General features: G+C 73.3%; 10 protein-coding genes. 4 read left to right on the top strand and 6 right to left on the bottom strand.

Features of this window, described 5'->3' with window-relative positions:
• Positions 1–33: 33 nt before the first annotated feature.
• Positions 34–933 carry a Vgb family protein gene (locus tag ACSP97_RS35270; protein ID WP_382012796.1) on the bottom strand — a complete coding sequence of 300 codons (900 nt, stop codon included), beginning with the start codon at positions 931–933 and terminating at the stop codon, positions 34–36.
• Positions 934–1,322: 389 nt separating this feature from the next.
• Positions 1,323–2,255 carry a LysR family transcriptional regulator gene (locus ACSP97_RS35265; RefSeq protein WP_355150896.1) on the bottom strand — a complete coding sequence of 311 codons (933 nt, stop codon included), beginning with the start codon at positions 2,253–2,255 and terminating at the stop codon, positions 1,323–1,325.
• A gap of 153 nt (positions 2,256–2,408) precedes the next feature.
• Here ACSP97_RS35265 and ACSP97_RS35260 point away from each other — a divergent pair, with 153 nt between their 5' ends.
• The 3 genes from ACSP97_RS35260 (at position 2,409) to ACSP97_RS35250 (ending at position 8,453) form a co-directional block, all read left to right on the top strand.
• Positions 2,409–3,254 carry an alpha/beta hydrolase gene (locus ACSP97_RS35260; protein ID WP_364731090.1) on the top strand — a complete coding sequence of 282 codons (846 nt, stop codon included), beginning with the start codon at positions 2,409–2,411 and terminating at the stop codon, positions 3,252–3,254.
• Between the two features lie 14 nt (positions 3,255–3,268).
• Positions 3,269–4,720 (top strand): MFS transporter, encoded by a 1,452-nt coding sequence (locus ACSP97_RS35255; protein ID WP_440555897.1) that lies wholly within the window; start codon positions 3,269–3,271, stop codon positions 4,718–4,720.
• 112 nt (positions 4,721–4,832) lie between these two features.
• On the top strand, positions 4,833–8,453 hold the full coding sequence (locus ACSP97_RS35250) for a hypothetical protein (protein ID WP_440555896.1): 3,621 nt from the start codon (positions 4,833–4,835) through the stop codon (positions 8,451–8,453).
• 373 nt (positions 8,454–8,826) lie between these two features.
• On the opposite strand, the gene ACSP97_RS35245 is transcribed toward ACSP97_RS35250, so the two are convergent.
• On the bottom strand, positions 8,827–9,411 hold the full coding sequence (locus tag ACSP97_RS35245; RefSeq protein WP_440555895.1) for a TetR/AcrR family transcriptional regulator: 585 nt from the start codon (positions 9,409–9,411) through the stop codon (positions 8,827–8,829).
• 215 nt (positions 9,412–9,626) lie between these two features.
• Between ACSP97_RS35245 and ACSP97_RS35240 the strand changes: the two genes are divergently transcribed.
• The gene (locus tag ACSP97_RS35240) at positions 9,627–10,565 is read left to right on the top strand and encodes an alpha/beta fold hydrolase (RefSeq protein ID WP_355527604.1); all 939 of its coding nucleotides are present in this window, start codon (positions 9,627–9,629) and stop codon (positions 10,563–10,565) included.
• 109 nt (positions 10,566–10,674) lie between these two features.
• Here ACSP97_RS35240 and ACSP97_RS35235 read toward each other — a convergent pair whose 3' ends face one another.
• From ACSP97_RS35235 to ACSP97_RS35225, 3 genes are all read right to left on the bottom strand, one after another.
• Positions 10,675–11,082 carry a TraR/DksA family transcriptional regulator gene (locus tag ACSP97_RS35235; protein ID WP_358676677.1) on the bottom strand — a complete coding sequence of 136 codons (408 nt, stop codon included), beginning with the start codon at positions 11,080–11,082 and terminating at the stop codon, positions 10,675–10,677.
• A 159-nt stretch (positions 11,083–11,241) separates the two neighbouring features.
• Entirely contained in the window at positions 11,242–12,372 is a 1,131-nt protein-coding gene (locus ACSP97_RS35230) for an MFS transporter (RefSeq protein ID WP_355151159.1), read from the bottom strand.
• 53 nt (positions 12,373–12,425) lie between these two features.
• On the bottom strand, positions 12,426–12,587 hold the full coding sequence (locus ACSP97_RS35225; RefSeq protein WP_355150908.1) for a Chromate resistance protein ChrB: 162 nt from the start codon (positions 12,585–12,587) through the stop codon (positions 12,426–12,428).
• Positions 12,588–12,625: the final 38 nt, after the last annotated feature.

Here is a 12,625-nt window from a genome sequence, read left to right as displayed (position 1 = left end):
GTGTTGCGCTGCCGTTCCTGCCGGGGTGCCGTCTCAGCTGGTGGTGAGGCGTGCGATCGTTCCGGTCTCCAGGGCGGTCCACATCGCTCCGTCCGGCCCTTGGGCTATGCCGTGGGGCTCCGAGGCCGGGCGGGGAAGGTCGTGCTCGTCGATGTGGCCGTCCGGGGTGATCCGGCCGATGCGGTTGGCTCCCCACTCGGTGAACCAGCAGTTTCCGTCGGCGCCGGCGGCGATGGCGTGCGGGCGTGACGCGGGGTCGGGCAGGGCGAATTCGTCGACCTTCCCGTCCGGCGTGATCCGTCCGATCCGACCGGCGCCGATCTCGACGAACCACAGGGCGCCGTCGGCACCGGCCGTGATGCCGACCGGGGCGCCGGCCGGTGTGGGCACCGGGTGCACGGTGACGTCACCGTCGCATCCGATGGCGCCGATCGCGTTCGCCTGGTTCATCGTGAACCACAGCCGGTCGTCCGGGCCCGTGGCGATGGCCGACGGGAAGGCGCCCGAAACCGGGAGGGGGAACTCGGTGATCTGCCCGTCGGGCGTGATCCGGCCGATGCGGTCGGCGTTGGCCTCGGTGAACCACAGCGCGTCGTCGGGGCCCACGGTGATGCCGAACGGCCCGGCGTCGGGCGTCGGCAGCGGGAACGAGGTGATGCTCCCGGCCGTGGTGACACGGCCGATCCGGTGGCCGCGGAACTCGGTGAACCACAGCGCGTCGTCGGGTCCGGCCGTGATGATCGACGGTCCGCCGCAAGCCGGTTCCAGTTGATGGGCAGTCACTTCGCCGTCGGGCGTGATGCGGCCGATCCGTCCGTGGTGGACCATGGTGAACCACAGTGCACCGTCCGGTCCGGCAGCGATTCCGTAGGGTCCGGCATCGGGGTCGGAGACGGAGAACTCTTCGATCACGACGGGCGGACGGCTCGGCATCGGCGGGTTCCTCGATCGGCGGACGGCGGACGTACGACTGCGGATGCTATCCGTGCCCACAGCGCCCACGCCCCTGGATATCCGGGAAGGGCAGGTGTTCCCCGAACTGGTCGAGCCCGGTGTGCACGCGGGCGACCACGAGGCAACTTCTACAGCGGCTTCGCTCTACGTGATGCGCGCCGCCACAGGGGCTGCCGGACGACGGCCGTTCCGGCGACGGATCGGTCCTCGTGCATCGTGATCATTTGTCCGGGCTCAAGGTGCTACCACTGGCACGGGTCGAGAGGAGCTGGCCCGGATGTCCCGCGCCGTCATGTCGTTCTCCGTGGCCTTCCTCTCATCACGAACCCACGTTCAGCACCCGGTGTGCGAGGGATGCCCGGCCCGCATCACGTGTGGGATCGGAGCCGGTCGTCGAGTGCGGCACCTACGTCGGGGCAGTTCTTCCGGATGGTGTCGAGGAAGGCGGCCAGCACCGGGGAGCGATCGCGGGCCGCGAAGGACAGGACGAGATCGGGCAGTGGTGTGCGCGGGGTCACTTCACAGAACCGTACTCCCGATCGCGGGACCGCCCTCATACGGGACGGCCCCAGGCCGACGCCCACGCCCGAGGCGGCGAGGCCGATGATCGTGTGCACGTCCCTCGCGACGGTCGCGCCGCCGAGAGCCGATGAGTCCGCGCCCAGCAGGCCGCGCAGTCCGGCGGCTACGGCGGGCTCGTCCTCGCCGGCCGACACGATCAGCGGCTGTCGCCGCAACTGCTCTGCGGTGACCGACTGTTGACCCGCGTACGGGTGCGCCGTACTCACCACGGCGATCACATGGTCGTGTCCGACGGGAACGGAGACGAGATGCTCGGCTCCGGCACCCCGTGGGGGACCGAGGGTGAAGGCCACGTCCAGCTCCCCGGCGACGAGAGCCGGGCTGCTGCGGCTGGTTGCCATCTCGTGCAGTTCCAGTCTCACGTCGGGCCGTTCACGGCCGAACCGGTTCAAAACGCCCGGCAGCGGGTCGAGCAGTGCCGAGGCGATGAACCCCAGGCGCAGACGTCCCGTCTCGCCGCGCGCGGCCCGGCCCGCGTCGACCGCGGCCGCCGCGATCTCGTCGAGCGCCCGGCGCGCCCGCGCGAGGAACGCCTCGCCGGCGGCGGTCGGGAACACCCCCTGGCGTGTGCGGTCGAACAGCCGGGCCCCGACCTCGCGCTCCAGGTCGGCGATCTGCTTGGACAGCGGCGGCTGCGCGATGCCCAGCTCGCGGGCCGCCCGGCCGAAGTGTTCGTGCTCGGCGAGAGCAACCGCGTACCGCAGGTGCCGCGCTTCCATGACCCGCCCACCCTCCCATCGGTTCCATCGGCTCCATCGGCTCCATCGGCTCCATCGGCTCCATCGGCCGGTGGCAATACCTCAAATATATCGCCAGGCCACTTATCAGATCTGTAAATGGATGGCGCTGTGGTTCCTGTCTGGAATGGAGCCATGAAGAACGTCTCTCTGACCGACACCGTCTTCGTGTTCGTGCACGGCGCCTGGCACAGCTCCGGACAGTGGGCGGCGACGCAGCGCGCACTGGCCGGACTGGGCGCCGCAAGCGTGGCCGTCGACCTGCCGGGGCACGGCTTCGACGCACCCCTGCCCACCGGATACCTGCTGCCCGGCCAACCGGGCCTGCTGACCGAGAAGTCACAGCTCGCCACCCTGACGATGGACGACTGCGCCGAGGCAGTGCTGGCCGTCCTGCACCAGGTGCGTCACCATCGCACTGTCGTGCTCGTCGCGCACAGCGCGGGCGGCGGTCCCGCGTCCCTGGCCGCGGAGCGGGCGCCCGAGCTGGTGGACCGGATCGTCTACCTGTCCGCGTTCGTCCCGGGCGGGCGGCCGCGGTTCTTCGACTATCTGGGCTCGCCCGAGAACGCCACCGCGCTGGGCCGGAACCTGAACCTCGGCGACTCCGAGGCCCTGGGCGCCGTACGGATCAATCCGCTCTCACCCGATGCCGCCTACCTCGACGAACTGCGGGAAACCTACTACCACGACACCCCCCTGGACCGCTTCGACCGATGGCGCTCCGTGCTGAGCCCTGACCTGCCCCTGGCGATCCCGGCGGCTCCGGTCGTCCTGACCACGGCACGGTGGGGACGCATTCCGCGAACTTTCCTGCGCTGCGCCGAGGACCGGGCGCTGGCTCCGGCCGCGCAGGACCTGATGATCGCGGAAGCCGACCGGGCCTTCCCCGGTAACCCGTTCACCGTGCACACCCTGTCCGGCGGCCACAGCCCGTTCGCCGCCCGGCCGCGCGAACTCGCCGCGGTCCTCGCCTCGTGAGCCGGCCTCGGCCCGTGCCGGGTTCCCCGTCCCCGAGCGGGGGACGGCTCGACGCCGGTGGCGGCGGGCGGCTCGTGCTGCCGGTCGTACTGAGCGCGACATTCGTGCAGTTGCTCAATGTCACCATCGCGCAGATCGCCGCCCCGGCGATCCGGACCGGCCTGGGTGCCGGCCCAGGTGCCGTACAGCTGGTCCTGGCCGGGTACACCCTGACCTACGCCTGCTTGCTCATCACGGCCGCGCGCCTCGGCGACCGGTACGGCTACCACCGGCTGTTCGTGCTGGGCACCGTCGTCTTCATGTCCGGTTCGGTGGCCGCCGCGTGTGCTCCGAACGCCACGTTCCTCGTCGTCGCCCGGCTGGTCCAGGGCGCGGGCAGCGGTTTGGTCGCCCCGCAGGTCCTGTCGATCATCCAGGTCGCCGTCCCCGCTGCCCGGCGCCCACGGGCTCTCGGCCTGTTCGGTGCCACGATGGGAGTGGCATCGCTGGCCGGGCCACTGATCGGCGGACTTCTCGTCGGGGCCGACCTCTTCGGTCTCGGCTGGCGCTCGGTGTTCCTGGTCACGGCGCTGGTGGCACTCGTCTCGCTCGCGGGCGCGACCGTACTGCCTCGCACACGGGGCGCGGCCGGGCAACGCGTGGACGGGGTGGGCGTGTTGCTGACCACCGTGGGCTTCGGTGCGCTGGTGCTGCCGCTCGCGCTGGGAGGGGAAGCCGGCTGGCCCTGGTGGACATGGGCCACGCTGGCCGTGTCCGTGGCCGTTCTGGGCTGCTTCGCCCTGACGCTCCCGCACCGGCCGGATCCTCTGGTGCATCCGTCGCTGTTCCGCGACCGGAGGGCGCGTGCGGGGGTGCTGCTGGTGTTCGTCTTCAACTCCGGGGTGCCGTCCTTCACCTATCTGCTGTTCCTGCATCTGCAGTCGGCCATCGGGTATTCCGCCCTCACGGCCGCGCTGACGTCGGCTCCCTTCGCGGCCGCGGCCGTGCTGGGCAGCCGTGGCGCACCCGCGCTGGCCCGCCGACACGGGTCGGCCGTGCTCACGGTCTCGGCACTGGTACTGGCGGGGACGGCCCTGGCGCTCGCGCCGCTCATCGACACGGCGGCCGGACGCTGGGCGGCGTTGCCGGTCCTGGCGCTCGGCGGCGCCGCGTTCGGCTCGTTCACCGCCTCGGTGTTCGCGTCGGTGCTGGCGAGGGTGGACGGCTCCGCGGCCGGTTCCGTGGCCGGGCTGTTGCCCACGGCTCAGCAGCTGGGCGGGTCGATCGGGGTGGCTGCGGCGGGGCTCGTCTACTTCGCACCCGCCGCCGGCCCGGGCGCCGAGTTTCGGCACGCCATGGTCTACGAGGCCGCCGTCTTCGCCGTCACCGCGCTGATCAGCCTTCGGATGCGCGACCGGAACCGACCAGCCGCGCGACGGGCGGATGCGCCGCGTGCTGCGAGGACGTTCGGAACACCTGGATCGTGAGCCCGGCCCGACCCGGTTCCCCCGTGGCCGTCGTGGCGAGCGCGGTCACTTCATTCTTCGGCGAGGCGAGGCCCGTGAGGGGCCGTCAAGTGCCCTGTCTACCATGACGATCATGGCGAATACGCAGACGGGGGCGGTCGGGCGGCTACTGCGCGAGATGGTCGCCGCCGGTCGGGACACGAAGGACGCGGGCCCGAGGAGTGGTGCCGCGCTGCGGGTGGTGAAGCAGGCGCGGCCCGCGAGCTCGGTGGCGGGCAAGGTCGCCGCCGCGGGTGGCGTCGACGACGAGACGACCGCCCTTCTCATCGAGTTGACGGCACGTCACCTCGGAGCGGACACGGGCCGTTGGCGCGGGCTGCACGACGCGCTGGCCGGATACAACGGCAATCTGCCCGAGTTGCTGGCCGCGCCGCCGGTGCCGCCGATGTCCGACGACACGCTCCGCCCTCCCGCGCCCCGCAGCGTCCACCGCACACTCGGCCTGCTCCTCGAACACACCGAGCCGCAACACGCCGCCGCCGCGCTCGCCGCGCTGCCCGAGCGGGTGACGACGGAACTGCTGGCCGGCGGGGCTCTGCCGGGCCACGCCCTCCTCACCGCCGTCGTCGGCCACGGTGACACCCGCACCCGGGCGGCCCTGGCCCGCCATCCCCGGCTCGACACCCGGATCCTGGCCCGACTGGCCGCGGTCGGCGACGCCCAGGTCGCCGCGGCCGTCTATCGCAACCCGCGCACCACCCAGTCCCTGCGCCGCACCATCGTGGAACGGCTCGACACCGTGCCGCTGGACGACGCGTTGCGCACCGAACTGACGGCTCCGGGCGGCCAGGTCCCGCGCACCTGGCTCACCCCGCTGCTCGGCTCGGGCGACCCGCGGCTCGTCGCGCCGGCACTGAGGTGCGGGGTGCGCCAAGTCGCACAGCAGTACGCCCTGTTGAGAGTCTGGGAGCGGACCGGCCCGGACGCCGTACACGCCCTGCTCGACGACCCCGCCGTGGCGCCCTGGCTCAGCCGGTCCGTCGTGGACACGGTCACCGCGGCTCTGGCCGACCCGGACGACGACGGGCTGCGCCGACTGCGCGCGCAGGGCGAGCCGTACGAGGACCCCGCCCGGCTGCCCGCGCTGCTCGCCACCACTCGGGGCACCAGCACCTTGCGCCACCTGCTGTCCGAGCCGTACGCCCATGACCTCGACGCCCTCGCCGCGGCCCATGCGGCGACCCCGTTCATGCCCAGGGCCTGCGAGGAGCTGGCCCGTCACGAGGCGGCGAGCGACGCGCAGCGCCAGGCGTTCCGGCTGAGTGTCCTCAACGAGCCCTGGCCGGCCGGGGGCAGACGCGCGGGGAACACCACCGCGCCCGCGGTGCGCCTCGCGGAGGAGGAACTCGACGAGAGGGCCGCCGTCTGGGCGGAGGGCATGGCGGCCGCGGGGCTCCTCGACCCGGTGGAGCTGATCGGCGTCGCGCGTCCCGCCGCCCATGCCCTGGCCGCGCTCGCTCGCCTCGCCCAGCGGGATCTGCTCGGCGCCGCAGCGGTCGCCGAACTGCGCGCGCTGACGGAGGCGCATCTGGACGGACAAGGGCGAGCCTGGGCGGCGCTCGACGTCCTGCTGCCCGACCACGAGGGGACGGTCGCGGAGCTGATAGCCGAGGCGGGCAAAGCCCCGGCTGAGTTCGTCACCGGCCTCGAACCGCCGACCGGGCCCGTCGCCGAGCCCGGTCTCTCGCCCGACTCCGCCGCCGAGCGCGCACCCGCGACCGAGACCGTCGCCCACGCCGAACCCACGGCCGCGACCGTCGCCGAGGCCGAACCGCCCGGCGAATCCGTGGCACCGGCCTCGCAACCCGCCTCCCGCGGGGCCGTCCACCGGCGCGGCCGTGTGCACGCTCTGGCCGCACTCGACCTGCTGTACTCCCTCGCCCCGGACGGTGCGCCTCGGCCGAAGGATCCCACGGTGCTGCGCGCGCTGACCGAGTACGAGCCGGCGACCGCGCCGGGCCTCGCCGTCCCCCGCTGGTTCGCCGTCGCCTGCGCCCTTCAGGGCATCCCCGCGTCCCGGAACGGCGTCGCGTACGAGGCGCCCGGCCTCGCGCAGGTGCGCGCTCGGCTCCCCGAGACGTACGGGTCCGGCGCGCAGCACACCGAACGCGCCTATGTGCAGGGCGTGTTGCCCGCCGACGAACTTCTCGCCCTGTTGCCCGCGCGACGCCTTCTGCTGCTGCCGCACGACTGGAACCGGCTCGCGTTCGCCGACGCCTGGCGGGCCGCGCTCGCCCGTCGGCTGCGCGCCGAACTCGGCACCGACCCCGACGCCTGGCTCCGCCTGGCCGCGACCGTGACGGCGTCCGAAGCCGCCGCGGAGGGGCTCACGTGGGCGGAGCTGGTGGAGCGCGCGCGGTCCGGAGCGGTTCCGGAGGCGGGCGCGGCAATGTCCATCGGCAGGGCCAGGCCGGGCACCCCCGACGAGGCGATCAAGCTTCTGGAGCGCGGTGACCATCTGTGGGGCTGGCCGGAGGGCACCCTGCTCTGCCTCGCCGACGCGGAGGTCGTCGACGCCGTACTGCCCCGGCTCGGCCCTGACGCCCCCTGGCTGCTCGCCGCGTACCTGCTGCGCCACGACCGTACACCGCGCGTCGCCCTCGACCGGCTGCTCGCGGACCGCGACCGCGACGCGCTGCGTGTCCTCGCCGCCCAGTCCCGCTGGCTGGAGCGGAGTGGTGCCGTGGAGCGCCTCGTCGACCTCGACGATCCCGAGGTCGACCTGGCCCTGCTGCGGCACTGGAACCCCAGGCCCACCGTCCACCGCATCGTGACCCGCTCGCGGCCCGGCACCGGGCGGCCCTCGCTGGGCGCCCGGGTGCTGGCCGACTGGCGTGCCGAGGGCTCGGCCTGGCCGGCCGGCGGTCCGGTGTGGCTGTGCTCCGCCGAACCCGACCTCGTGGAGGAGCTGCTGGAAAGGGAGGGTCGGCGACTTGGCCTCGGTCATCAACTGCTCGGCTGTCTACGGCTGTTCGAGCACGGCGGCGCCGACCGGCTGGCGCGGCTCGTGGGGCGGAACGCGCTGGGGCCCTCCGCGGCCGCCGTATGCGCGAAGGCACTCGCGTCCACCGACCCCGCCGCCGTCATGCGCGCCCGGCTCGACCGCGAGACGGCGCCGGACAAGCTCGTACGGAAGCTGCGGCGTGCCCAGAGCGCACCGCGCGCACGGGACGTCGTCGAATCCCTCCCGCCGGGCGAGCCCGTGGACTGGTCCGCCCTCGAAGCCGCCCACGCCCGGGAACCACTCCCCTACTGGCAGGACATCGTCCGCCTGGACGGCGTCCCCGAGGACGTACGGCTGCGGCATGCGGCGCTGCTGCCCGAACCGGGCCCCGACGGCCTGCTCGGCAGCGCGCGGCTCACCCGGGAGCGGGCCCGGCACGGCCTCGGCGGCCTGTTCCACCGCGCGCCGACCACCCAGCTGGACGGGCTGCTCACGGCGGGACTCCTCGACGGCGCCGACCTGGTGCGCCTCGCGACCCCGGCCGCGTGGCTGCTCGCCTACCTGGGCAGCGCCGCCCGTCGCACGGACGCCCCACCGGAGGCCGCCGAGGCCCGTACCCTCCTCACCGGCCTCGTGCGCACGAGCCTCGGCACGGACCCGGCGGCCTGGCACCGGGTCGCCGAACGGCTGACCGGCCTGGACCCCGAATGGGATCCGTGCTCGACGGTGGAGGCCCTGCTCGCCGGCTGATGACACTTCATCGGCTGACAGCGCTTCATCCGGATGCCGGCGGAAGCCATGCCGGTCTTCGGTCCTCGCACGAGACGCGAGGACCGGGAGCACCGGCTGTGGCCGGGGGCGCCGTTCGGATCAGGGCCGTCGGCGTGCGCAGTTCTCCGGTGCGCATCCGGACCTCGGCGGGCCGGGCAGCCGGGGGCAGGTCACGCACCGCTGTCTCGAAGCGGGCGGCGGTGTCGCGGACGTCGGCGACCAGGTCGGCGACCGCACGCCCGACCCCGGCATCGATCTCGGCGGCGCGAGCGTCCATGCTCGTGTACTGCGGCGTTTCCACGCCGGTACGTGCCCAGGCGACGCTTCGACGACGTCAACCAGCTCGGATCCGTTACGCGCGCAACGCCTGCGACAACGCGTCGATGGTCACGCCCACGATGTCCAGGAGCTGCTGCGGGCTCGCTCCGGCCCTGCTCATGACGGCGAGCGACTGGTTCACCGCCGCCATGTGTACCGCGAAGGCCTCGGCGTCCCGGTCGGCCAGTCGGCCGGCCTTCAGGGCGGTGCGCAGGCGCAGGTGCTGGAAACCGAGCGCCTTCTGGGCGTGCGCCGCGACGCCCGGGCTCAGCACCGGGATCGCCATGGCCGACTGGGCGATCAGACATCCGTCGGGGAGTCCGGGATCGGCGATGCGCTCAAGGGTGACGTCGAAGAACGCGCGAACAGCGGCGACGGGATCCGAGGCCGCGCCCGACAGGGCGGCGTCGTACTTCTCGCCGTAGCGTGCGGCGTAGAGATCCAGACAGCGCAGGAAGAGCGTGTCCTTGTCACCGAGGGAGGAGTAGATGGAACTGCGGTTCAGGCCGGTCGCCCGGGACAGATCGTCCAACGAGGTGTCGGCGTAGCCGTCCCGCCAGAACTGGATCATCGCGGCGTCGAGCGCCGCGTCCATGTCGAACTGCTTCTTGCCTGCCACGCGGCACTTCCTTGCCCATGCGTCGTTGGTACGGACCGATTTACACACCCATCTTATCTTGAACTGGTCGGTTCAAGATGTGTTAGCGTTCGAGCGTGGCCATGGCCAGGCATCCCGCGCCCTCCGCGATCGCGCGAGGAGCACACCGCTCGCTCCCGGCCGCCGCCGTCGGCTGCACCGCCCCAACCGCCCCCCGACACCGCCGGAGGATCCCCATGACGGGCCCAGCAACCAGCACTCCGCACATCTCCGACAGCAACCCCATCCGCGACCTGCCCCTGCAAGATCTGGCCGGATTCACTCACCGCTGGATCGACGCGGACGGCGTCCGCCTTCACGCCGTCGAGGGCGGACGGCCGAACGGCCCGGCCGTCGTCCTGCTCGCCGGCTTCCCGCAGACCTGGTGGGCCTGGCGAAAGGTGATGCCCCACCTCACCCGCCGGTTCCGCGTCATCGCCGTCGACCTGCCGGGGCAGGGCCACTCCGAGCGTCCGGACAGCGGCTACGAAACGCATGCGGCCGCCGCGCGCGTCCACACCGCCGTGAAGGCTCTCGGAGTGTCGGCTTACTCCCTGGTCGCGCACGACATCGGCGCCTGGGTCGCGTTCTCCCTCGCCCTCGACTTCGAGAGCCACCTGCGCAAGGTCGCTCTGCTCGACGCCGGGATCCCCGGCATCACCCTCCCGGAGGCGATTCCCACCGACCCGGACCGTGCGTGGAAGACCTGGCATTTCGCGTTCCACGTCGTGCCCGACCTGCCCGAGACGCTGCTCGCCGGCCGCGAACGCGAGTACGTCGGCTGGTTCCTGAAGACGAAGGCCCTGGCGCCCGACACGTTCGACGACGCCGAGCTCGACCACTACGCGGCGGCCGTCGCCGCCGAAGGCGGCCTGCGCGCTTCCCTCGCGTACTACCGGGACGCGGCCGAGTCAGCGCGCAAGAACCTCGAGGCGCTGCAACGGCGGCACCTGAGCGTGCCCGTCCTCGGGATCTCCAGCAGCCACGGCTCCGTTCCGGACATGGCCGCCTCCCTCAGCCCCTGGGCCGACAACACCAGCGGAATCGTCGTGCCCGACGCCGGCCACTTCATCCCCGACGAGCAGCCCGAAGCCATCGCGGCCGCGATCGCAGACTTCATCGGCGACGACGACTGACACCCGTCGAAGGGCGGACGCAACCGCCGTCGACGACTGAAGACTCCCCTGATGCGCCCGCCAGGGGTGCTCGGTCACGATGGGCGGTGCGCCGGAGGTGCGGGCGGTGTCAGGACGGGTGCCGGCGCTGGTCCGACCGCGCGCAGCGTACACAGGTGGTGGCCGCCGGACGGACCTCCAGGCGTTCGGGAGGGATCGTCCCGCCACAGCCTTCGCACTGTCCGTACTGCCCGTGCTCGATCCGTTCCAGTGCTCGGTCCAGTTCTTCCAGGTGCTCACGTGCCCGCGCCATCAGGGCGGCCACGTGGGCCCGCTCGAAGGCGGTGCTGCCCCCATCGGGGTCGTGCTCGTCATCGACCGCGACCAGCGCGTTCGCCGCGACGATCCCGTCGAATTCGCGGCCCAGCGCGGCCGCCCGCGCCAGTGTTTCGGCCCGATCGGCCGCGAGGCGTGCCCGGGTCGCCGGGACATCGGAGGGGGCACGCGCGCCAGGACCGTTGGGGGATGCGTCGTCCATGTGGTTCGCAACGCCGCTCACGGGTCCGCCATTCCCCCGGCCACCCACACCGCGCCGAGCCCCCGCCCTCCAGCGTCCTCCCCAGCACGGATCCCGCGCCCCGCTGACAGCCCGCGGCACGGGCCTGCACGCGCCGGCGCCGGGGACGAGCGGTCCGCGTCAGCGAGAGGCACGGCGGGCGGCCAGGACCGGCAGCAGCAGTGTGGTCAGCAGTGCGAGTACGGCGTAGCCCCAGCCGAGGGTGACGGCGGTGGCGACCGAGGCGACGAGCAGCGGGCCCCCGGCGTCACCGAGCTCGCGGCCGAGTTCGGCCGCGCCCATGGTCTGCCCGATCCGTTCCTCGGGGGTGGCGGCGGCGAGCGCGGCGAACCCCAGCGGGGTGATCACCCCGGTGCCCCCGCCGATCAGGACGGCCGCCACCAGCAGGCCCGGCACACCGGGCAGCACGGCGGCGGCCAAGCCGCACGCGGTCACGGCGAGCCCTGCGGACAGACCGGTCCGGGTGTTCAGCCGGCCCTCGTCCAGGGCGCGCCCCGCCCACGGCTGCACGAGGGCCGCGCACGCCGCAAGGGCGGACACGGCCGCTCCGGTGGCGACGGGAGGCAGACCGTCGGCCCTGCCGGACAGGGGAAGGAATCCGACGCCCACGGACAGGGCGGCGGTGGCCGCGGCCAGGGCCGCGACCGGCCGCACGAACGTCCCGTCCGCCAGCCGTCGTACCAGGTCCGCGAGCGTCTGGCGCGTCTTCGGCAGCGGTGGCACGGCCGGTACCGCCAGCGCGGCCCAGAGGGCGACCGCCGCGGCCAGTGCCATCAGGACGGCGAACAGCAGCGTCAACCCGCCCGCCCACACCAGCACGCCGCCGAGCAGCGGACCCGCGGTGTAGCCGATGCTCTTGTGGAAGCCGTAGGAACCGAACGCGCGGCCGTGTCTGGCCTGCGGGTTGAGACGGGCGACCAGCGCGGAGGCGGCCGGGGAGAACGCGGAGGCCGCCGCCCCCTGTCCCAGCCGAGCCGCCCACAGCCAGCCCGGATCCCGTACGGCGACGAACACCGCCGAGGAAGCGGCAAAGGCGACCAGGCCCCCGAGCAGCACCGGGCGGGCACCGACGCGGTCGGCGACGGTGCCGAAGACCGGCTTGAGGACGACTTCCGCGCCGTCGTACAGCGCCAGCAGCACCCCCAGGTACAGCACCGAACGCACCGGATTCGCGCCGCCGGCGCCGAGGTTGGCCGCGATGCCGTGCGCGCCGAAGGCGGTGGTGAACCCGGCCGCGTACAGCGGCCACATCCGCCGTCCGCCCGAGGCTCCCGTCACGTCGGCACCACCGGCCGTCGGCCCGTTCACCGCGCCCCCTCGTCGCTGCCGTCGGAGAAGGCGCGCAGGTGGGCGAAGACCCGCTCCGGTACGTCCGGCACCGCCCGCACGCCCTGGCCGAGCGGCAGCGCACCGGTCTCGCGCAGCTCCCGCCACACCGCCGCCCGGTGCCGCGACGGCGGTCGCACGCGTGTCGCCGCATCTTCGCCCACCACGGGAAAGTAAC

Source organism: Streptomyces sp. SCPE 10 (assembly GCF_051980735.1).
Classification (GTDB): Bacteria; Actinomycetota; Actinomycetes; order Streptomycetales; family Streptomycetaceae; genus Streptomyces; species Streptomyces misionensis.
This window is presented reverse-complemented; position numbering and strand designations above follow the sequence as displayed.

Bases quoted from the DNA above. Each gene is read 5' to 3' on its own strand.
- ACSP97_RS35250 (WP_440555896.1), top strand. From the start codon at position 4,833: ATGGCGAATACGCAGACGGGGGCGGTCGGGCGGCTACTGCGCGAGATG.
- ACSP97_RS35240 (WP_355527604.1), top strand. From the start codon at position 9,627: ATGACGGGCCCAGCAACCAGCACTCCGCACATCTCCGACAGCAACCCC.
- ACSP97_RS35260 (WP_364731090.1), top strand. From the start codon at position 2,409: ATGAAGAACGTCTCTCTGACCGACACCGTCTTCGTGTTCGTGCACGGC.
- ACSP97_RS35230 (WP_355151159.1), bottom strand. From the start codon at position 12,372: ATGTGGCCGCTGTACGCGGCCGGGTTCACCACCGCCTTCGGCGCGCAC.
- ACSP97_RS35265 (WP_355150896.1), bottom strand. From the start codon at position 2,255: ATGGAAGCGCGGCACCTGCGGTACGCGGTTGCTCTCGCCGAGCACGAA.
- ACSP97_RS35235 (WP_358676677.1), bottom strand. From the start codon at position 11,082: ATGGACGACGCATCCCCCAACGGTCCTGGCGCGCGTGCCCCCTCCGAT.
- ACSP97_RS35270 (WP_382012796.1), bottom strand. From the start codon at position 933: ATGCCGAGCCGTCCGCCCGTCGTGATCGAAGAGTTCTCCGTCTCCGAC.